Genomic DNA, 21,322 nt, shown 5'->3' with positions numbered 1-21,322 from the left:
TTTACTATTAGAATTTAACATTAAGCGTTACACCGTAGTTTCTGGTCAATGGCATAGAGGCTCTTTCCATACCCTGAGCATTGCTATTAGAGTAGTTTGATTCCGGATCAATGTTTGGAACTTTGTCATAAATCGTCCATAAATTATGAGCTGAAAAAGCTAAACTAATAGATTGAAATGGTGTTTTCTGGATATAGGTTTTTGGGAAATTGTAGCTAAAAGAAATTGCTCTTAACTTCACAAAATCAGCATCGTATACGAAGTTTGAGGTTACGTCACTGTAACTTCTCCAGTAGTTATAAGCAGAAACTGTTTGATTTACAGGATTTCCGTTCACATCAGTACCGCTTACTGCTACTCCGCCTTCACGACCCGGAAGTGTAATTTCAGATAATCCGTAACGGGTTCCTAACTGGTTGGTTGCCGAATAGATTTCACCTCCGAATTTAGCATCTACAAAAACGGAAAGCGTGAAATTTTTATAAGAGAAATCATTTGAAAGTCCCATTGAAGTTGGTGCAACACCTTGTCCTGCAATAATTAAATTTCCTCTCAGGAATCTTCCGTTGGTATCTAATACGATATTTCCGTTTGCATCTCTTAAATAATCGTAGGCTTTAATTACGCCGAAAGGCTGTCCTTTTTCTAAAACTACAGAAGCTCTTGCGTCTCTGTTTCCTTCTAGTGATTTGGTATTGATTTTATCAGAAAGGCTAAGTACTTCACTTTGATTGTAAGCGAAATTATAACCTACACTCCAGGAAAAACTTGGTGTTTTTACTGCTTTTACATTGACTGCAAATTCAACCCCTTTGTTCAGGATTTCCCCCACATTGATTTTAGTGGTTCTGTAACCTGAAGCCTGAGAAATATCAGCATCTGCAATATCTTTAGTTGTTTTCTTGCTGTAAAAAGTCAAATCTGTACTTAATCGGTTATTGAAAAATGTATTTTCAAAACCAAACTCGATGGTACTTACATTATAAGGCCTTAAATTTCTATTGTTAACGGTATCCCCATTTACACCTAAAATAGGCTGTCCCTGTGAATCTGTCTGCCCGTCCGGTGTGGTATACGTCAGCATTAAAGCATACGCTTCCTGCAATCCGCCTCCTACGTTACCCCATCCTGCCCTGATCTTACCATAAGACATCCACTCCGGTAATTTAATCACTTCAGAATAAATAAAACTGGTACTTACCGATGGATAAAAAATGCTGTTGTCTTTAGGATCTAAAGTAGAAAACCAGTCTTCACGACCTGTTAAACTTAAAAATAAGAAATCTTTATAGGCTAAATCAGCAGAATAAAAAAGAGAGTTTACTTCGCGTTCCGAAAATAATTTCTCTGTTTTGTCCGGTTGTGTATTTCCATAGAAATATTTGAACGGCACAATAAAATTATTTCCTTTCATTTTAATACCATTATATCGGTTATCCTGGCGGTTTGCTCCGATAAAAGCATCCAGTGAAAGATTTTTAGCGATATCACTTTTGTATCCTAAGTAACCCGAAGCATTAAATTCAGAACGGTTCTCAATTCTGTCTTCAATAGATCCTCCAATATTGTAATTGATTCCGGTTGGTTCAATCTCTGTATATTCATAATTAATATCATCAATACCCAGCACCGCTTTTGCGTAGATCTTATCTGTAATGTTATAGGTAACTTTTGCAGAACCTATAAAACGTTTTCTAAGATCCGTGTTTAACGTCTGATCTGTTGCAAAGTACGGATTTGTATGGTATACATTTGCTCCCAGATAATCTTCTTCTCCACCATTGGCATCGTACGGATTGCGTAACCATCTGATGTCGGTACCCGGCGTCATAAAAGTAGTCGGGAAAGAAGGATTTCGCGGAGAGTCATTCAGGTAAGGTCTGTTTTTACTTTTTTCCGAGATATATTGTGCGTTACTCTCAATACTGATCTTTTTGTTTGGAGTTGCGTTCAAACTCAGTGTAATGTTATTTCTTCCGAAATTTGTTCCCGGCAAAATAGACTCATCTTTTGTATTTCCGAAAGACAATCTGAAGTTTGTCGTTTCATTTCCGCCCGAAATTGCCAAAGTATTACTGAAAGAATGCCCTGTTCTGTAGAAATTTTCAACGTTATCTTTTCCATATGCTTTGTAAGGCTTTGTCGTTCCGTCTAAGGCAATCGAATTTGTTCCGTCGTATTTATCTCCCCATGCAAAATAGTACGAATCCCTTAATTCCTGTAAATTCGTAAATCTTGTTGGAACTCCGTTAGCATCCGGTGCTCCTGCACCATACTGATCCTGCCAGTGCAAAAGGCTTGCCGGTGTATTAAAAGTAGAGTTGGTACTAAAATCTACTCCGATTCCTGTTCCGTTTTTACCTTTTTTGGTGGTGATTAAGATCACACCATTTGATCCTCTGTACCCGTAAAGAGCTGAGGCGGCACTACCTTTTAATACTGACATTGAGGCAATATCATCGGGATTGAAAGAAGACATACCGTCACCTTTATCGGCTCCTCCGTACATTCCTGCATTTCCCTGTTGGGTGTTATCAATCGGAATACCGTCTACCACATACAAAGGCTGGTTTAGTCCTGAAGCTGAAGTGGCTCCACGAATTACCACACGGCTTGAACCGGACGGTCCTGTCACCGGTGCAGAAACGTTAACCCCTGCTATTTTACCCTGAAGGGCATTTCCTAAGTTAATTTCTTTGTTCTTTGTCAGGTCATCTCCTTTCAGTTCTCCAACTGCGTAACCTAAACTTTTTCTTTGTTTCTTAACTCCAAATGAAGTTACGACAACATCTTTTAATTCCTGTGCATTTTCTGTTAATACCACTGAAACTCTGTTTTCAGTTGCCTGAAGCACCACTGATTTTGATACAAAACCTATAGAAGTTACATTTAACGTAACCTTTCCTTCCGGAACATTCATCTTAAATCGACCTTCGGCGTCTGTAATTGCGCTAAATGGTTTTCCCTGAACCTCGATTGATGCAGCAACAATTCCCTTGTTCTCTGCATCTGCCACTATGCCTGTTATTAATCGGTTTTGTGCAACAGCTCCTAAGCTGCTAAACAATACCATTCCTAACACTGCTAAAATTCGTTTCATAAGCAATTTTTTTTTGGTTTATTTGTTTTGATTTGTGTTTGTTTTTAATCTGTTTGTTTTAATATTAATAAAAATTCGAACTCAGTTTCAATAAAAAAAAGTAGTTATATAATGATAAAAAAATATCATTTTATAGGTTTTTACTACATAAAAAATAGTTTCCAAAATCAGTTATCCGGCAGCTTAAGCTGTTTTGTTTACTAAAACGATTTAGTAAAATGGGTAAAAAAAACCGCGTTTAATTGATTTTTTATTTTTTTTAATTTTGAAACAGGCAATGCATCTAAACCGATTCCCTGACAATCAATGTGCCTTTCTTAAGCACTTTTTCGATTTTGAAAGCTTCAAAATCTGTCATCTGACTCATTAGTAACTGAATAGATTTAATGGCAATATCTTCTATAGGCTGTGCAATCACGGAAATTGTTGGTGTATGCAATTTGAAACTGTCATGATCATCAAAGCTGATTACCGAAATATCTTCCGGTATTTTGTACCCCATACTTCTAAAAGCCTGTAAACCTGCCAATCCCATATAATTGGCTAAAAATAAAACAGCATCAATTCCCGGATTCGCTTTAAAAAAACCTATTAGTGAATCAATCCTGCTTTGCTCATTTGCATGATAATCCAGATAAAGCGCCAGTGATTTATCATAAATGCCTCCTTCTTTTAAGGCATCTGTATATCCTTTCTCTCTCAGTTTCATCTGAATCATTTGAGATTTATTATTGACTACCGCTATATTTTTGCATCCTTTCTCCATTAAAAACTTAGTAGCCGAATAGGAACCTTCGTAGTTATCCATCACTACATGGCTTACTTTCTGATGTGCAAAATAACGGTCAATCAAAACTACGGGTCTTTGCAATTTTAACAGAAGATCAATAGTTTTTTCTAAATTTTTAGTGGGCGTGATAATAAACCCTTCTACGTTGGCCTGCAAAAGACTGTGAACCAATTCTTCAGAACGTGCATCATCATCTCCTGTACTGCAATAGAAAACCCTGTAATCAATATTTTTGGCTTCGTCTTCTATTACTCTTGCTAAATCTGCAAAGAACTGGTTGGAGATATCTTCTACGATAAGACCGATAGATCTCGTTTTTCCGGTTCTCAGACTACTGGCAATCATACTTGGCCGGTAATGAAGCTTTTCAGCCACTTCCTTTACCTTTTTTATGACAGCCGGGCTAATTGCCATCTTTTCCCCTTTCCCGTTAATCACAAAAGAAACTGTAGATATCGAAACTTGGGCCTCGGTAGCAATATCTTTAATCGTGATTCTTTTCATTAAGTGGTTATGGTATTAAATGGATAATTAATAGTTGAACAAATATATATAAAAGTGATTTACAAAATCGTTTTAGTAAAATATTTTTTCAATAAATCATTATTTTAATGCTAATTTAAAACATAATACTCAGTAATTATGATATTTTAACCCATAATCATCATTTTTATTTTTAAGGAAAATTCACCGTATTAAAGCCTGTTTTTCAGCTGAAATACCAATAAAATAAAAAATAGTCATCCTGACTATATAATTTATTGATAGATTAGTGAAATCATTTTTAAATTTATTGCACGTGATGATTTGTACTATTTAAAATTTGCACATAACTTCTTACTTAAAAACGTTTTTGTTACTTCAATACAATCTTTTAATCATAAAAAAAGACGATCAAAGACCGTCTTTTTTTTATGCATTGCGAAAATTTATCACAAATGTTTCTTTCCTGATTTTCTAAATTATACTTTTCTCTTTTGACTTTGCCAGTTGATTTACTCTCCACATCAGCAGTACCGAACAGCTTGTAATAACGGCAATAACATATCCCAGGACATCATAATTTTCCAAAGGAGAAGTTTTGGTTTGCTGATGCACGATGAAACCCGCACATACCGCTGCAATGCCGCCCGCGATTTGCTGTAATGAAGAAGTTATCGACATATAAGCACCACGATCTTTCATTTCGGGAATAGCTGTATTCAGGGTTGTAGCAGGAATCATACGACTCATAATCCCCATGAACAATACCATATTGATTGCTACCACTTCCCATAATGGAATAGGATTAAGATTGGTATAAATTAAAATCATAATTACCGAAATCAGTGATCCAACGGCAAAGAGCCTAAATTTATTGACTTTGTCACTTAACTTCCCCACCAAAGGCATTATAAACAGCACCGAAAGTCCCGTAAAGAAAAATACCATTGGTAATTGAAGCTGACTGATGTGAATATTATTGACCAGAAAAGCACTTCCGAAAGGCTGTAGCATAAAACCACCTACAGAAAGAAATGCAATTGCCGCAAAGCCAATTTGATAGTTTTTATTATTCAGCGTATGCCAAAGGTGTTGAAAAGGGTTCTTGTCGGATTGCAGTTCCAAATGTTTTGTTACGGGTTGCAGCTGCGTAATAATAGCAATCAGAATCAATATTCCTAAAACCGCAATCATAATAAAAGCAGCATGCCATCCCCAGTTATTGGCACAATACAATCCCAGTGGAATTCCTAAAATCTGGCTTGTTGCGTAGGCCATTTGTATCGATCCCATCACTCGTCCTCTTTGCTGAATTACAAATAAATCCGTTACAATAGCAAGTGAAACCGACCCGATAACACCGCCAAAAAGGCCAGTAAAAATCCTTGCAAAAAGCAGCATCTGGTAATTCGAAGCAAATGCACAAAAAAGAGTACCAATAATAAATCCGGTATAAAAGAAAATGAGCAGTTTTTTCCTGTCGAATTTATCAGCAAAACCTGCTGCAAGTAATCCTGAAATTCCGGCGCTAAAAGCATAAGCGGAAACGGTAAATCCAAATTTGGCCGTCGTCATGTCCAGTGTTTTCATTAAGATATCACCCAAAGGGGAAATTATGACAAAATCGAGTATCACTGTAAATTGCAAAAGCGCCAGAATAGTAATAATAATGATCTGTTTTAAAGAAAAAGCAGTAGCTACTGCAGTATTTTTTTCCATTTTAATCGTTTATTTTTAAATCAGTTCCTGGCATTTATGGCCAAATTCACGGATAAGAGTAATAATTTGCTTTGGCTGAAGCGTTTCTGAAACGATACGTAATACACAATCAATATCGTCATGATCAATGCTCCATTGTTGTATATCCTTGTGATCGTTCAGCTTTTGATACATCGGGCAGCCGGTATCTATTTTTCCAATATTTGTTTTAAATACGTGTATTGTGTTTAAATCTGTCTCCATATCTTTTCATGGTTTTAAAGCTTTTATGGTTGCCTGAAAAGCTTCTTTCATTATTTTATCGGTAAGAACAAACGGTTTCCCTCCCATACTCTTACCATCGGTATGAAAGTTTAATAAAGTATACAATGGCCCGTAAGCAACGGCCCAAAAAGCTTCAAATGTCATTGGCGAAATTTCCTTTTTATGCAGAGCGTTATCGATAAACTGTTTCATAATCATCCTGAAATCCGAAAATTTGGTGGTAGAATTCAATATTATTTCTCCATGAGGAGAGTGTTTGATAATTTCAAAAAAAGCGACTTGCTTCGGATATTTCATGGTAAAGCCAGCCCTGTTTACCCATTGTATCCATAATCCTTCTTCAAATGACATTTCAGGCGAGAAATTTTTAATGGTACTTGAAAAAAACTCAAGAGCGACGGTTGCCCCTATTTTTTGGATTAAATCATCTTTGTCTTTATAATAAATGTATAATGTCCCAACCGAAATATTACATGCTTTGGCAAGTTTATTCATACTGAAACCCTGAAATCCATCCTGTACGATTTGATCTATTGCGTTGGCAATAACCAGATTTTCTTTATCAATATCTCTTACTCTCATGACATCTTTTTAGCAAAGATAGAATAATAAATGAATGAACATTCTTTTATTTATTATTTTTTTTGAAAAGGGAATATTAATTTTTTTTTAAGTGAATTTTGTAAAAACAATATCCAGATTTAAAGTACGTTTTAGTGTTTATTAACTTTTAAATAAGGCAGAAAAAGCCGACTTATCAGTATTTAACAAATTTTCTACTTTAATCTGTAGTACTTATATTATAATTTCGTTTATTTGCCCGCAAATTAAAATTAAACACTCCTTATTTAACCCTTAACTGACAGACATAGCCCAAACAACATAAAAAGAAAAGTCCCCCTTTTTTAACATTCAAATTTAACAACAATGAAACCTACTCTTTTCAAAAGCCTGTGCTCCCTAGGCTTGTTATTCTTAACCGTTATTCTGCAGACCAGTTGCAGTGATACTGATTCAGGCAATTATACCGCCAACTATTTACCTCAGATTGATGCAACAAAACTTTCGGCAGCAAACCATCCGATGACCCTGTTTGAAGACGATGAAGATCCAGCCAGAATGTATGATAAAAAAGACCGCTGGTTTCGTGTCAATCAGCCCGTACAGGTCATCCAAAAAGGAAAAGACTCTGTACAGCTATCTCTTTACTCGCCGGTTGGTCTTAAGGATGTAAAAATCTATGCGAAATTACCCAACTACGACAAACGTTTTGTACTATACCACTTTACCCAGATTCCGGCTTTTCACCGGTCAGTCCATCAGATTCCATTGGTTTCTGAAAAAAATGATTATCAATTGGAAGACGGAAAAACAGTCACCATAGATAAAATAGAGGGTTTTTCGTCCGGCGGAATCGAATTTTCAGTAGAATCCTCCGATCCTTTATTTGCGAAATTCAAGAAAATCAAATCTTCGCAATTGGTTCAGTTTCATGACGGCTATCATATTGAAGAATATGGCAAATACCTGCCTATGAATCCTGTATTGGCGAAAGAAGCCATTACAATGATTATCAATTATTCCTACGCTTTAAGCCATCCTATTTATTATCAGACACATAATAATTTTGACCTTTATAAAAAAGAACAGGCCGCTGCTGCCGGAACTGCTGTAATAGGAGCCACAGACTGGCATGGTAATACTGCGGATGCCAATGGCCAGTATGATTATTTTACAAAAGCCGAGATTGAAAAACGATACTGGGACTATGTGGACGGAAGAACGCTTTACATGGCCATGGTAGGCGGTGATGCTGCCTGGGGAGGCGGACCACTGGCTTCTCAGTATGAATCTAATTATGTAAGCGGACACTGGAGAGGGGAAATGTCACTCTGGTCACATGAATACTCCCATCATACGGGGTATAACCACGACAGTAATTTTGCCAATAGCGGTGAAGGCGGCGGACAACAGGAAATGCTGACGCAGTTTTATAAATATTTGATTTACATCAACGACCTTCCTTTTATTGATCCGGATATTTTAAAAACGTACAGCAAAACAAAATATCTAACCGGAACTTATAGCAAACCGGTTTTTAAAATTGATCCGAAAAACACATTTTTAGTAAAATACAAAGGAGAAGGAAAATGGAATTAAAAAGACTTTACACACTGCCTAAAGTACTTTTGGTACTACTTCTGATACTTACAGGCTGCAACGATAATGATGATGCAAATAATGCCACAGACGATAAATATTACTATTATCCCACAGATGAAGCATCCATAACCGCTGCACAAATTGGAGACGGGAAAGGTACGCTTGACCCGAGAGGAATAACCATTGCCAATGATAAATTATATGTCTGCAGTGGAAATGTCCTTGAAATTTTTGATGCCAAAACGTTGAAACATCTAAAATCTGTAACGGCCTTTTCTAAAGGGGCAACTAACATCGATTTTACCAATCTTTCTTCTGTTTGCGTAGATAATAAAAGAATCTATCTCGGAAGTGTCGATTCGCGCCTTTTTGTATTAGATGAAACGACCAATTTAGGAATCAGTACTGTGGGTAACGGGCAATGGTGGAATACTTTTGTACACGTTTTTGGTGTTGCGGTAAAAGACGGGTTGGTTTTCGTTAAGGAAAAAAATACGACTATTAAAGTTTTTGAAACCTCCCAAATTACGGAAACCAGTAAATGGGACCTGGCCCCGATTGCCAAATTAAATACCTTAAACGGATATGATGAATTTTATTCCCTGCAGGTCGACGGTGGAAATCTGGTGGTTGCGGGACGAAATGCCAAAGCCTATCTGTATTATGATATCGCTTCGATTCGTGCCAATGCTGCGGCTTCACTCACCACTCCAATTGATCCAGTAACCAAACCGTTTCCAGATGCTAAACCTCTTGCTGTTTCGATTAACAGCGACTGGGCCATCACTTCTGAAAATGTGGGTGCTGTCAATTTTTTACGATTCTATCCGAAAGAAGAGTTTTTGAACAAAACCTACGCTGCCAGGATTAATGCGAATGACATAATGGGCGAAAACCCTTTTGGAACTATTCTGGGTATTGCGCAATTAGAAGACCGTATCTTCGTCGCTGATAATACCAATAAAAAAATACGGTTATTAAGGCTGAAGAAAGCCGCGATTAGCGAACAAAAATAAAGATAAAAGCTGCTTCCTGAATAATCCCGGAAGCAGCTTTTTTACTTTAAAAGACATTTTCAAAAACAAAATTGACGTTTTAAAAATGACACAAATATTTTTTTAGAATAAAGTATCCGGATCAGTCAGACTGGATAATTTTTCTTTTAAACCGGAACTTAGCAGTGTCAGTCCAAATTGGTAGGAAGCATTCATCCAGCCAAATCCTTCTTCTGTTATGTAGTTAAATTCGGTTCCGACATTTCCGTACTCGGCAAAAATTTTATGTGAACTGATAGACAAATCAAATTTCTCCGGAATCGTTCCGTTGTAATCCACCGCATTTCGGGTAATAAGCCACAACCAGCGATAAATCATTTCCTGTGCTTCGTCCTGAAAATTATAATTTAACAAGCCTTTCCACAATAGTATCTGATGCGGCGCCCAGCCAAACGGATAATCCCATTGTCTGGTTGGTGCATGTTCACTAACAGCTGCGATAGACGATGGAGTACTTCCGGCAATTCCGCCTTTCATTTTAAATTTGGACAATGTTTTTTGAACCAAAATAGCGGCTTGCTCCTCCGTACAGATTTTTGCCCATAACGGATAAAATGTTGTGGCGGCCTCAAAATAATGCTGTTCTTCGAGTTCAAAATTATAATCGAGATAAAGACCGTTGGCTTCGTTCCAGCACAATTTGTTGATTTTTTCCTTTCTTTCCGCTGCTTTTTTATGCCAGTAATCACTGGAATACACCGTGTTTTCATTGTACTGAAACTGGTCATTAAAAACCGTTTCAATCAGAAAAGCAATATCGGTTTCATATTTATAAAGCAGGCTGTTGATCGCCACTGTATTCAAATCGGCACAAATACCTACCAATCTGTTTGTTGTATCGTGGCCGCTTTCGCGCATGCTTCTGTCATGTGTAAAATAATGATCCAGATCAGCATCCAGAATTTCTCTTTCGAGGTATTTTTTCTCAAATTCCCGGGTTGATAGCCCATATTTTGGCGCATATTTTTCCAGTATATCATCAAAATGTCCTTCTTCTACCTCAAACGGAAGCCCGATTCCTTCGGCCCTGTAGCGGTTTAACCCATTCGGAGTAAGTCTTTTCCCCTGCTCCATCCAAACGGTGTTGTACTCTTTTATAGCCGTTTTCAAATGTCTTTCAATCCATTCTTTTTCAGGATTTGCCTTTTCGATAATATCAACAATCAATGAGGTATATAACGGAGGCTGAGTGCGGGTCAGGTAATAACTTCGATTGGCATTCAGGATTTTTCCATAATGGTCAATCTGGTATTTAAAGTTTTCTGCCATGCCAAGCGCCAGATCCCTTTTATCATCTATTAAAAGTCCCATTGTAATGAAATAACTGTCCCAGCCGTACATTTCATTAAACCTTCCGCCCGGAACTACAAAAGGAACTCCACTGGTTTCACTGTTTTTGGTTTGAAGGGCCAATGCCAGAATTCCCGGTTTTTTATTCAGGGATAAAACATATTCCGGTGAAATGTCTTCCGGTAACTGCACCACTTTTAAAGCAGGGTTTTCAGCTTCTAAATTTTTAAAATAGTTAAAAGCGAAAGAATCTCCGACCGGAACATACAGATAGGAGATTGCATTTACTATTTTGTCGTCTTCCAGGATCTTTTTTATTCCCGCGGCATCAATCGTTCTGGTCAATCCTTTCCAGTATAGATCTTTTATTTTTCTCGAAATTCTTTCTACCGGATCTTCCGTTATATCTTCTAAACTAATTTCGGCAAACTCAGTGTTATTTTTTTTGGACAAGGCCAATTCCTGTAATAAGTTAGAAAGCTGGTACGTTCCTTCAACAGCCATCGGGTTTCCTTTATCATCTTCGAGCAAAAAGCGTTTTGGCCCTTTGTCATCAATGGTGATCTTCTTGTCGCCATCAGTATCTTCCTGAGCCAGTAACTGACTAAGGGTTTGATTGATATGTAATTTAAATTTCATTTTTTGCGGTAATTTTTTTAAGAATAAAAAAGGAGATCAGCAATAAAGACATCGGAATTAAAGTGAAATAAAATGCTTTTTCCGGGCCTTCATTTTTAAACAGCCAGCCTGTGATTCTTGAACCCAATGTCCCTCCAAGAGCTGAAAAAATAACGATTAATCCTGTCATCGAACTTTGAAGATTTTTCGGCAGGGAGCTTAATACTATTGAATTCAGTAAGGGATAAATGGGCGCTATAAACAATCCGATTAACGGAAATGCAAATCCAATAAGCGGAATATCGGAAAGGGAATCAATATTTTTCACTTCAAGTCCAACCACATTCGGAAGTACAAAATATACAATCAGCATGGCAGCGATTACACAAACGCTGAGTACCCAGATCCAGTTGACTTTTTTGGTTATTATTCCTGCTACAAGCCGGCCCACTGCCAGTGAAATTGCCAGAATGCTGGCCATCATAATGCTAATGTTTTCGGGTAAATGCAGCACTTTGGTATTAAAGGTGGGCAGCCAGGAAAGAATCCCCTGCTCGATCATGACGAATAAAAAAACACTGATAACGAAAATAACCGTAAGCATCTTAGCGATCAATTTAAACATCTGAAGAAAATCATCTTTAAAATTGGCGCCGGCGGTTGCTGTAATGGTTTCAAATTTTGTAAAAAACAGAAACAGGAAGGACAATAGCGATAGCCCAGCCAAAAACCAGTATACATTTAACCACGAATCCGGATGGGTTTCATCATTAAAAGCCGGAAATAAAAAATAAGCCAGGGCAATTCCAATCATAAAAACACCTTCAATACTGCTCATAAGGGCATTGTGTTCCTTTTGGTTTTCGGTAACGGTACCAATTAAGGAATACACAGAAACTTTTATTAAAGCAAAAGAGACACCGACAGTTGCAAATAAGAGTTTGGCACTGTCAAACGAATTTCCGAAATACATGGTAATGCAGGCCAAAGTTACAAGGGCAAGACCTGTCAGCATTGCTTTTTTGTAGCCAATGCGGGGCAGAAAAGACGCTATAAAAAAAGAGACAATCGCAATAGGCATATCCTTAAAGGCTTCCAGGATACTGGCCTGTACTTCATCGACTCCGTAATTTTTCTGTGATTTCAAAATTACAATGCCTACACTATTCAATAAAATGGCAAAGACAAAATAATTAAGATAAAGCGCTATTTTAATTCCGAGGTTTTTCATTAAGGGATGGATTTGTTTTATAAAGAAAGATCCCTTTATAAAAGAAGGATTACGTAAAGTTACAAAAATACCAAATGCTGTTTTGGCAACAGCATTTGGCAAACTATCAATTAACTAACTCAAATTAAAAATTAACGGCTACCGAAAATCTAAAAGCACGTCCTAAAATAGGTCTTGCCATAAACACATCGCTTGCTGCCGATGTGGTTTGTCTAGGGTCGCCTTCCGTTAGACCAATCTCATTGAATAAATTCGATGCGTCTACTGCAAAACGAAGGTTATTGTACGTATAATTTAAACCTGCTCCCACTTCTTTGTAAGCCGGTAAAACCTGTTTGTTATCCTGATTGGTAAACTTTTTATCATAATACGAGAATTGTACGTACGCTGTAAAATCTTTGGTGATATTTACTTCAGGTCTCAGGTTACAGAAAAATTTAGGAATTCTTCGTGCGGTATTTCCATTAAAATCAAAAGTAGAACCGTCCGCATTAGAACCGGTGAAATTATCGTATTCCGGTTTTTGAACGGTGAAGGTAAAATTCAGGTTTACGATTTCATATCTTGCATTCGTCTCTACTTCAAGACCAATATTGTTTACATCGGCAAATTTATTTTCAGAACTTCCGTCTGATAAGATATCCGTAAAAGCAACATTTTTCAGATTCATGTGAAATACGTTGGCATTCACAGAGAAGAACGAACCGGAATATTTGTACCCTAATTCCAACTGATTCACTTTTGTATTTTCAAGCTTGCTTAAATCAGCTGCGTTGTCATAAAACGATTCTTCAATCGGAGATCTGAAACCATGGCTGTAACGAACGTAAGAAGCCATATTATCATTGAATTTGTAATTTGCAGCACCTGTATAAGACAATTCGCTTACATCATATCTCCAATAGGTATAAGGGTTTCCTTTTACGGTGGTAACCGCATCATCGGCAGTATTGTTATCCAGCACTCCCAAATTCTCTGCAAAAAAACGGGCATTGTCCCTGTATCCGGAATACTTGTCTTTATTGTATCGTACCCCGGCATTAAAAGTCAGATTTTCGGTTGCTTTAATTTCAGCATCCGCATAAATATCATTCAGTACGCCTTTCGTTTGTGCATCTCTTTCCAGCCAGGTGATTCTTTCCACTCCGTTCCAGGTATGGTTTACTCCCGTAGTTTTGTCTTCTACATTTAACAATCTCGGATTGTCTGAAACGCCAACCAGATACGAATTCCAGTTCCAGTATTGGTTTGATTTCCAGTTCGAATAATAATATCCGGCGGTCAGTTTTACAGGATCTAAATCAAAAGCAAAAGAGAAATTATTCGCGAAATTGTTCATTTTTTTATGAATGTACCAATGATCGGCTCTCATGATTAATGCGTTTGGATCAACAGCTGCTCCATTGTCTACATACGTAAAATTCAGATTGGATGCAGTTGTATTCTGAACTCCTGTGGCATAGGCATCTTGTGTCCACGGACCTCCATTTGGAAAAATGGCATTATAATTCAAATCGATAGCCGTTTGTTTAAAGGCATTTTTAAAAGTTACTTTATCCGATATTTTCTTTTTGAATTCCGCTCCGACAGAGTTGATTACCGGATGTGAACCATCTTCTAAATCGGCACTAAAAGTTCCGCCGCCATACTGAGGCACGTTCAGATGACTGAAATTCACAGAAGTCAAAGTTCCATAATTTGGATTAAAACCATCGATACCTTCGATTTTTCCGTTATTGCTTTTTAATGGAATGGGCAGGTAAAAAGTATTTCTGTCGTCAAGGTGCTTGAAGTTCACTCTTAAATAATCGCCATCGTCAAATTTATAGGTTAGGTTTCCTTTGATCTGACCTCCTTTATTGGCTGTAAATCCGGTATTTCTCACTCCATTATCGGCTCTGTAAAAACCACCGATATTAAAAAATAATTTGTCCTGAATTAAAGCCCCAGACAGATTAAGATCGGTTCTGAACATTCCGTAATCTGAGGTAGAAAACTTTGCTTTTCCCTGAAAATCATTTTGCCCTGTTTTAGAAATAAAATTGATGATTCCACCAGGCGCATTGTTGGCAAAAATTGAGGCAGATCCTCCACGAACCGCTTCCATTTTACTCACCGTTTCATCCAGTCTGTAAAAAGTATCCGCGTTGGCAAATTGCAAAGCACCATCTTCAAAAACAGGCAATCCGTCTTCCTGGATTTGTACATATTCATACGCTCCGGCAGATGGAATTCCCCTTGCAAAAAGGTTGTTTCCGATTTCACCTCCTGAGGCTTCCACCACAAATCCGGGAATGGTCTGAAGTAAAGCTGCCGTACTTGCCGGAGCCCTGTCTTCAATGGCTTTCGCTCCCATCGAAGTAATCGCCACACTCGATTCGAGCTTCGATCTGGGACTGGATGAACCCGTTACCACTACTTCTTTTAAGTTTTGCGATTCTGTTTCTAAAAACAAATTTTCAACTACTGCTTCTCCTTCTTTTACAGTAACTTTTTTCGTGAAGCTTTTATAGCCGACATTTGTTGCTGAAATCGTATATGTTCCGGCAGCAACATTCGAAAACAAATAGGTTCCGTTTACGTCGGTAGTCACAGTCTGATCGGCTCCTGTTAAGGATACATTGGCTCCGGGCACAGTCTGTCCGCTTTCGTCGAACACTTTTCCGGAAATAGTATTTTTCTCCTGTGCAAACAAGTGGTTTGGTACAGAAATTAGGCACAACATTAAAAATAGTCGGCCTGCATACGAGTTGATGAGTTTCATTTTTTTTGGTTTGGTTAGTAAAATTTATACTTGTTAGTGTAAACTTACTAACTAATTAAAACCTGACTACGAAATTACAATCGAAAACGTTTTCGAAAACACCTAAAACGTTTTCGAAAATTATTTTTTTTAGAAAAACTGGTTTAATTTAACCGCGAAGTACGCAATGACGATTGTTTAGAATACACAAGGCTTCCCATTTTTGAAAAATCTTTACTAATATTGCCTTTCATAATTTTCACATCGAACTCTCGTAATTTTTAGTATATTTATTTCATGAATGATACAAAATTAATTGATATCGCCGAGGCATTGGGAATTTCTGTCACTACGGTTTCAAAAGCTTTAAAAGGGTATACTGATATTAGTAAAACTACCCGTGCAAAAGTGATTGAAATGGCCGATAAGATGAATTATATGCCAAACTCTGTTGCGGTAAACCTCAGAACCAATGAAACCAAAACGATTGGGGTTATTATTCCTGCAACGGTGCATCACTTTTTTTCCAGCGTCCTGAACGGCATTCTGGAAGAGGCGGAGAAAAGAGGCTATCTGGTTATTATCCTTCAGTCCAGTGAAAAATATGAACTGGAAAAAAAACAGGTTGCCCTGTTGTTGCAAAAAAGAGTGGATGGTATTTTGATGTCACTCTCTAATGAAACTGATGATTTTTTTCACATCAACGAAGCCATCCGAAAAAATACGCCGGTGGTTTTATTTGATAAAATTGCCAAACGTGTCGATTGTTCCAAAGTAGTTATCAATGACATGAAAGCTGCCTATGATGCCGTAACGTATTTAATAGAAAAAGGATTCAAAAAAATTGCGCATTTTCGTGGTTCTTATGTTCCCCAGAATTCTATTGACCGTTTTTTAGGCTATAAAAAAGCACTTGAAGACCATAACATAAAGTACGATCCTTCTTTGGTCTATGTTTGTGATCACAATACGGATTTTGAAGACGGTTACGAAAATGCCGAAAAATTAATGGCCGATCACAAGGATGTGGATGCTGTTTTTGCCGTTACGGATCTGGTGGCCATCGGAATTATTAAATATTTTAATGACAAAAAAATAAAAACTCCCGAACAGGTTGCCGTTTTTGGATTCAGCAATTGGTTTATGAGCACCGTAATTTCCCCAAAACTAACCACAATCGATCAGCCCGGCTACGATATCGGATATCGTGCAGCCTCCATTTTAATTGATGAAATCGCCCAGATAAAAGAACACATTCCGGTGGTTCATCAGATTGTGGAATTGCCGACTCATATTATTGAAAGGGAATCTACGATGAGGTTATAAAAAAACCCGAAATTATACATTAATTTCTTTTCTTTCGATAGTAATCTCCCACTCCATTACCCTTAAAGTTTTTTGATTTAAAAAGATTGTCCACTATCCGAATTATTTCTAAAATGGCGCAAAGTCAAATACATTTGCGCAGTGTCGATGAAGACTTCGCGGAGCTGGGATTGGAACCACAACATATAAACCACAATAAGGATGAAAAAAATAATTCTATTGATAGGATTCTTGATAATATTTACTTCTTGTAGTAAAAATATTTACGGAAAATATAATACTAGTTATTCAAGAGATAAGAGCGCATTTTTTCAAATAACTTTAAATTCTGACAATACTGTTGAAAAGACAGAAATACATACGATAAGTATTTTTGCTAAAGGGCATTATATATTAAAAGAAAAACAAGTAATTTGTTTTTTGGATGCAACAAAAAATAACTTTCCTCCAGATACCCTTACATTTAAAATAAAAGGAAACAAACTTTATTTTGTAAAAAAGGGAATTGTTAATACAAAATTTTATTTAAAGAAAGAATAAACAAAATCGGTAGTGTATCAGATTAGGTGTTTTTACATATTAGCAATTTAACTGCCTGAAAGAGAATAAAAATTTGTAATTTTTGAATAGTAAATGCATAAAAAATGGATTTCAATCCAACGGAAACCAAAGATATAAATGCTGTGTGTGTCAAAAGCGACAACAGTTTGACTATGGTTATAATGCATACAAAAGTAATATCAATCAAAATATAATTTTGTTCCCCTTGCTGGCGCGAGCGTCTCGCTCGTGAACGCAAAGTGAATCGACAAAGCATAAAAACAAAGAACTCGCAGTGATGCGAGTTTTTTTATGTTTCACTCGCTAGTGCGAATATCTAGTTCGTAATCACAAAGTATTTCTTAGATTAGCTACAAAATGTAATAATGAGTATAAAATACAAATTTGGCAAGAAGCTACGGTGATAATGACCAAAATGTTTTAGAAATTGACATAAATTGATGTTGATTGCGTTCACGAGCGAGACGCTCGCGCTAGCGGGGGATTACACCAGTGACAAAATCGGTTTAGGAATTACTAAAGGAGCTGTTTTTTCTCCACATCAGGAAATAAATCTAGCTATAAGATATTCAATTGGTAAAGGATTTACATCAGATGGAAAAGGCAACTTTACTTGTCAAGGATGGACTGAAGCACTAAGAAGATTTGGTCCTGGTTCTAAAGATAAAGAATACCAAAATAAAATTAATACTATGGAACAGAATAGCAGAGAACCTAAACCAACAGACTATTAAATTATGAAACAACTAACAATTTTGCTTTTTCTTTTAAACTTTGCATTTAATAATTTATATTGCCAAGAAGTCTTCGCACACCAACAACAGCGGCATAAGTTTAATAAATATTTAATTACTAATAACCTCATAAATAAAGTTAGTAAGAAAAAATTTGAAAAAGGATATGAATACGAAGGAAAGTATCTGGGGCAGTTTATAACAAAAAATGACAAGAAGTTTTATATTATTAATTCATCTTATGTTAATTTGCAAAGTTTACACAGTGATAATCAAATTTTTGTATATAATGCAAAAAAAGAATTCGTAGGATATTATAATGTTGCAACTGATTATCAATTACCCATAAAACTAGTAAAAAACATTCTGTTTTTTAAATTAGATAATTGTATTAATAAAGTAAAATTAAAAAACGGTCTTCCTAAATTAATTTGTACAGGCTGTAATAATGAAGTTGATTGTATTGAATTACAATAATGGGTAATGTTGGTAATGCTAGTGTTACAGATTAGGTGTTTTTATAATTTAACCACCCCGCTTGCAGAGAAATCTCGTAGTTTTAGTTCATATACTTACGCTCTTAATAATCCTGTTTATTTTATTGACCCCGCTCTCCTAAGTGTTCCTCATGAAAAGCTACGAACGTCCCGTGACTTCCCACCCGCAATGATAAACCACAAAGAGAATAAAATAGCAAACCTCATCAGTACATGGTGGGGTTTTTATGTTTTTAGAATTTACTAAAAAATATCCAACCCTCGAGAGGCTTCTCCTGAAAGCTGCGTAAATATTATAAGACTATCGTTTTTTGACAAGATTTGTTTGCAAGAGAAATAAGTAACAAATATTTGCCAGCGTAGATAATTACTTCGCACAACTAGTACTACTCAAAAAATATTTTCTACCCCAATTATTTTTAATTGTAATCTTTTTATTACATTTGTTTTTATTTAAAGTAAGGATATAAAAAATCTCCCTCGCAAAACAAAAATTAAAATGACGTCTAAAAAATTGTGTTGAAAAACTTTTGTTGTAATACAAATTCAACAAATAATTCACAACAGACGTGTTGAAAAACTTATGTTGATTAAAAAATACAACAAGTAATTTACAACAGAATGTTGTAAGCGAGAATAGCAATTAATTTTAAACAGTACTAAAATACAACAACCATAAACTGAGTAATGAAAAGGGAGAAAAAAACAGGAGACCTATTGGGGTTTCAGCAGGAAGAAATAGCCACACTATTGGGTGTAAAGCCAGGCCTTTGGTCGATGTATGTATTAGGGAAACGTCTTCTGCCGTCGGCAGCCCAACTGAGACTCGTTAAAATGGAGGTTTTTGTAGAACAGCAAAAAATAAAGAGAGAAAATAATCCTTCTCCTATACAGCAGCCGGAATTAAACGAAATGGAGTACTGGGAGGACCAGTTGAACCTAAACAAAATCAACCAATATAGGATCACCGCTAAACTCAAAAAGTGTCAGGAAAAATACGAATGTGCCCGCAACGGTTTCGAACTTACTGATTTTCTGGAAGACGAAGTAGAAAAAGAAATCAAAGACAAAGTTTTACCGCACCTAAAAGACAGAACAAAAGATGTTATGCAGAAAAACAGTCCTCACCAACAGAAGCAATACGAATTTAAACTTCAACTGCTGCAATACGAGGAAAAGTGCCTGAAAAAGAAACTATCGGCTCTGTAAGAAAGTTTTCAGTCGCGGTTTTCAGTCGCAGTTTACATTATCAAATTATCTAATTATCTAATTACCAAATTATCTAATTTTTTTATTCATTATTATTATCTTTGAACTATGAGCACAGCAACCAAACCCAGACACATTGGCCGAAATATAAGCCGAATCAGAGAACTTCGTGGTATGAAACAAGAAGTACTTGGAGAAGCTATTGGAACAAGTCAGAAATATATTTCCGTTATTGAATCCAGCGAAACTGTTGATCCCGCAAAACTGAAAGAAATTGCAAAAGCACTTGGTGTTACGGTAGAAGCTATTGAAAACTTTTCGGAAGAATCTGTTTTTAGTTATTTCAATAACTTTTATGATAACAGTACTGCTGGATCTGGATCATTTAACAATCATCCATCTCATTGCACCTTCAATCCTCTTGAAAAAGTCGTAGAACTTTTCGAACGTTTGGTTCAGGCTGAAAAGGATAAGGTGGAGTATTTAGAAAAATTGATGAAAAGGAAATAATATTCTTAAGTAGAGGATTTCTTATATACAAAATGCACAATTTGACTTTGTGCATTTTTTTTTATTCTTACAAATGACGCAAAAGTCAGACACATTTATCAGAGTTGATGAAGACTTGGGTAAGCTGATATAACTGAGTTCAAATAAGAAAAGATGTTTATCGACGGTAACAAAAAGAGATAATGAAAACAAAATATAAAATAACATTCCTAATATTATCTATTATAATTATTGGACTAATAATATTTAATAAAACTTCTAATGATAAAAAAGTTTATGTTTTAAAAGAATATAGCAAAACAGGAAAACTACTAAAAACACACGAATACATTCTTAGCAATGGTGATACAATTTTGGAGGGGAAATTTATAAATTATAATGAAAAGGGAATTAAAATAGCAGAAGGAAAATTTATAAATAATGAACCAAGCGGAGTATGTTCTTACTATGATAATAACGGTAAAATTGAGTCTGTATATTATAGAAAAAATACTAAAGTAAATTTAGAATGTATTTATTACGACAAAAAAGGTTTAATCAACAAATATATTATGTGTGACAGCCTTGGAAAAACCGCCTTTATTATAAGATTTGGAGACAAAGTAGTAAAGATGTATGATGGTTATTCAATTTGGCCAGTAGCTCAATATAAACTAATAAATAAAAGACAGATTGGGATTAAAACTGAAGATATCTTAAAGATAGGAGATACTATAAGATATAGTTATTTAGTAGCCAACATACCAAATGCAAAAAGAAGTTTTAGAATAGAAAATAGCATTGGTGATAACCCGAAAGTTAAGAGAATTATTAAAAGTAAATTACCAACAGAAATTATTGCTGAAGAAGTTTTAAACAATAAAGGCATTAATAGAATAAAAATAATAGCTCAATATACTTTTGATGATAAAGTAACACCAGTTCTTAATAAAGAAGTTTCTTTTGATGTTAATGTCAATTAAATAATTCGCTAGTATTCAGAGGTGTCATAAATGATCTAATTATAAAGAGCAAATCTGTTTTAAGAAA

17 protein-coding genes are annotated in these 21,322 nt (G+C 36.0%); 9 read left to right on the top strand and 8 right to left on the bottom strand.

What is annotated here, in order from left to right; genetic code table 11:
- Positions 1 to 7 precede the first annotated feature (7 nt).
- The 5 genes from GJU43_RS07205 to GJU43_RS07185 form a co-directional block, all read right to left on the bottom strand.
- Positions 8 to 3,100 (bottom strand): SusC/RagA family TonB-linked outer membrane protein, encoded by a 3,093-nt coding sequence (locus GJU43_RS07205; RefSeq protein WP_154340112.1) that lies wholly within the window; start codon positions 3,098 to 3,100, stop codon positions 8 to 10.
- Between the two features lie 283 nt (positions 3,101 to 3,383).
- Entirely contained in the window at positions 3,384 to 4,394 is a 1,011-nt protein-coding gene (locus GJU43_RS07200; protein ID WP_154340111.1) for a LacI family DNA-binding transcriptional regulator, read from the bottom strand.
- 453 nt (positions 4,395 to 4,847) lie between these two features.
- Positions 4,848 to 6,092, bottom strand: coding sequence for an MFS transporter (locus GJU43_RS07195; protein WP_154340110.1), 1,245 nt, complete (start codon positions 6,090 to 6,092; stop codon positions 4,848 to 4,850).
- Positions 6,093 to 6,107: 15 nt separating this feature from the next.
- Positions 6,108 to 6,335, bottom strand: coding sequence for a hypothetical protein (locus tag GJU43_RS07190; RefSeq protein ID WP_154340109.1), 228 nt, complete (start codon positions 6,333 to 6,335; stop codon positions 6,108 to 6,110).
- A gap of 6 nt (positions 6,336 to 6,341) precedes the next feature.
- On the bottom strand, positions 6,342 to 6,938 hold the full coding sequence (locus GJU43_RS07185) for a TetR/AcrR family transcriptional regulator (protein ID WP_154340108.1): 597 nt from the start codon (positions 6,936 to 6,938) through the stop codon (positions 6,342 to 6,344).
- A gap of 345 nt (positions 6,939 to 7,283) precedes the next feature.
- Between GJU43_RS07185 and GJU43_RS07180 the strand changes: the two genes are divergently transcribed.
- A complete protein-coding gene (locus GJU43_RS07180; protein WP_154340107.1) occupies positions 7,284 to 8,516 on the top strand; it encodes a hypothetical protein in 1,233 nt (410 codons plus the stop codon).
- Positions 8,507 to 9,535, top strand: a complete 1,029-nt coding sequence (locus GJU43_RS07175; protein WP_154340106.1) for a hypothetical protein — start codon at positions 8,507 to 8,509, stop codon at positions 9,533 to 9,535. Before GJU43_RS07180 ends, GJU43_RS07175 begins: the two co-directional genes overlap by 10 nt.
- 102 nt (positions 9,536 to 9,637) lie before the next feature.
- On the opposite strand, the gene GJU43_RS07170 is transcribed toward GJU43_RS07175, so the two are convergent.
- From GJU43_RS07170 to GJU43_RS07160, 3 genes are all read right to left on the bottom strand, one after another.
- Entirely contained in the window at positions 9,638 to 11,503 is a 1,866-nt protein-coding gene (locus GJU43_RS07170; RefSeq protein ID WP_154340105.1) for a trehalase family glycosidase, read from the bottom strand.
- On the bottom strand, positions 11,493 to 12,713 hold the full coding sequence (locus GJU43_RS07165) for a sugar MFS transporter (protein ID WP_154340104.1): 1,221 nt from the start codon (positions 12,711 to 12,713) through the stop codon (positions 11,493 to 11,495). The genes GJU43_RS07170 and GJU43_RS07165 overlap by 11 nt, the downstream gene beginning before the upstream one ends.
- Positions 12,714 to 12,837: 124 nt before the next feature.
- Positions 12,838 to 15,477, bottom strand: a complete 2,640-nt coding sequence (locus GJU43_RS07160; protein ID WP_154340103.1) for a TonB-dependent receptor — start codon at positions 15,475 to 15,477, stop codon at positions 12,838 to 12,840.
- Between the two features lie 276 nt (positions 15,478 to 15,753).
- Between GJU43_RS07160 and GJU43_RS07155 the strand changes: the two genes are divergently transcribed.
- The 7 genes from GJU43_RS07155 to GJU43_RS07125 all read left to right on the top strand — a co-directional run bounded on the left by GJU43_RS07155 (position 15,754) and on the right by GJU43_RS07125 (position 21,255).
- Positions 15,754 to 16,782: a LacI family DNA-binding transcriptional regulator gene (locus GJU43_RS07155; protein ID WP_154340102.1), complete on the top strand. Its 1,029-nt coding sequence runs from the start codon at positions 15,754 to 15,756 to the stop codon at positions 16,780 to 16,782.
- A gap of 201 nt (positions 16,783 to 16,983) precedes the next feature.
- A complete protein-coding gene (locus tag GJU43_RS07150; RefSeq protein ID WP_154340101.1) occupies positions 16,984 to 17,322 on the top strand; it encodes a hypothetical protein in 339 nt (112 codons plus the stop codon).
- A gap of 461 nt (positions 17,323 to 17,783) precedes the next feature.
- The gene (locus tag GJU43_RS07145) at positions 17,784 to 18,077 is read left to right on the top strand and encodes a hypothetical protein (RefSeq protein ID WP_154340100.1); all 294 of its coding nucleotides are present in this window, start codon (positions 17,784 to 17,786) and stop codon (positions 18,075 to 18,077) included.
- Positions 18,078 to 18,080: 3 nt separating this feature from the next.
- Positions 18,081 to 18,554 carry a hypothetical protein gene (locus tag GJU43_RS07140; protein WP_154340099.1) on the top strand — a complete coding sequence of 158 codons (474 nt, stop codon included), beginning with the start codon at positions 18,081 to 18,083 and terminating at the stop codon, positions 18,552 to 18,554.
- Between the two features lie 707 nt (positions 18,555 to 19,261).
- On the top strand, positions 19,262 to 19,783 hold the full coding sequence (locus tag GJU43_RS07135; protein WP_154340098.1) for a hypothetical protein: 522 nt from the start codon (positions 19,262 to 19,264) through the stop codon (positions 19,781 to 19,783).
- Between the two features lie 108 nt (positions 19,784 to 19,891).
- Positions 19,892 to 20,293, top strand: a complete 402-nt coding sequence (locus tag GJU43_RS07130) for a helix-turn-helix domain-containing protein (RefSeq protein ID WP_154340097.1) — start codon at positions 19,892 to 19,894, stop codon at positions 20,291 to 20,293.
- Positions 20,294 to 20,475: 182 nt separating this feature from the next.
- Positions 20,476 to 21,255, top strand: coding sequence for a hypothetical protein (locus GJU43_RS07125; protein WP_154340096.1), 780 nt, complete (start codon positions 20,476 to 20,478; stop codon positions 21,253 to 21,255).
- The last annotated feature ends 67 nt before the right edge of the window (positions 21,256 to 21,322 follow it).

The sequence above is a fragment of the Flavobacterium sp. LC2016-23 genome (assembly GCF_009674775.1).
GTDB lineage: Bacteria > Bacteroidota > Bacteroidia > Flavobacteriales > Flavobacteriaceae > Flavobacterium.
Note: the sequence above shows the minus strand (reverse complement) of the source record. Positions and strands in the feature narration are given on the sequence as shown.

Excerpts from the sequence above, each read along its gene's own strand:
- GJU43_RS07205 (WP_154340112.1), bottom strand. The coding sequence starts at position 3,100 with ATGAAACGAATTTTAGCAGTGTTAGGAATGGTATTGTTTAGCAGCTTA.
- GJU43_RS07200 (WP_154340111.1), bottom strand. The coding sequence starts at position 4,394 with ATGAAAAGAATCACGATTAAAGATATTGCTACCGAGGCCCAAGTTTCG.
- GJU43_RS07195 (WP_154340110.1), bottom strand. The coding sequence starts at position 6,092 with ATGGAAAAAAATACTGCAGTAGCTACTGCTTTTTCTTTAAAACAGATC.
- GJU43_RS07190 (WP_154340109.1), bottom strand. The coding sequence starts at position 6,335 with ATGGAGACAGATTTAAACACAATACACGTATTTAAAACAAATATTGGA.
- GJU43_RS07185 (WP_154340108.1), bottom strand. The coding sequence starts at position 6,938 with ATGAGAGTAAGAGATATTGATAAAGAAAATCTGGTTATTGCCAACGCA.
- GJU43_RS07180 (WP_154340107.1), top strand. The coding sequence starts at position 7,284 with ATGAAACCTACTCTTTTCAAAAGCCTGTGCTCCCTAGGCTTGTTATTC.
- GJU43_RS07175 (WP_154340106.1), top strand. The coding sequence starts at position 8,507 with ATGGAATTAAAAAGACTTTACACACTGCCTAAAGTACTTTTGGTACTA.
- GJU43_RS07170 (WP_154340105.1), bottom strand. The coding sequence starts at position 11,503 with ATGAAATTTAAATTACATATCAATCAAACCCTTAGTCAGTTACTGGCT.
- GJU43_RS07165 (WP_154340104.1), bottom strand. The coding sequence starts at position 12,713 with ATGAAAAACCTCGGAATTAAAATAGCGCTTTATCTTAATTATTTTGTC.
- GJU43_RS07160 (WP_154340103.1), bottom strand. The coding sequence starts at position 15,477 with ATGAAACTCATCAACTCGTATGCAGGCCGACTATTTTTAATGTTGTGC.
- GJU43_RS07155 (WP_154340102.1), top strand. The coding sequence starts at position 15,754 with ATGAATGATACAAAATTAATTGATATCGCCGAGGCATTGGGAATTTCT.
- GJU43_RS07150 (WP_154340101.1), top strand. The coding sequence starts at position 16,984 with ATGAAAAAAATAATTCTATTGATAGGATTCTTGATAATATTTACTTCT.
- GJU43_RS07145 (WP_154340100.1), top strand. The coding sequence starts at position 17,784 with ATGTTGATTGCGTTCACGAGCGAGACGCTCGCGCTAGCGGGGGATTAC.
- GJU43_RS07140 (WP_154340099.1), top strand. The coding sequence starts at position 18,081 with ATGAAACAACTAACAATTTTGCTTTTTCTTTTAAACTTTGCATTTAAT.
- GJU43_RS07135 (WP_154340098.1), top strand. The coding sequence starts at position 19,262 with ATGAAAAGGGAGAAAAAAACAGGAGACCTATTGGGGTTTCAGCAGGAA.
- GJU43_RS07130 (WP_154340097.1), top strand. The coding sequence starts at position 19,892 with ATGAGCACAGCAACCAAACCCAGACACATTGGCCGAAATATAAGCCGA.
- GJU43_RS07125 (WP_154340096.1), top strand. The coding sequence starts at position 20,476 with ATGAAAACAAAATATAAAATAACATTCCTAATATTATCTATTATAATT.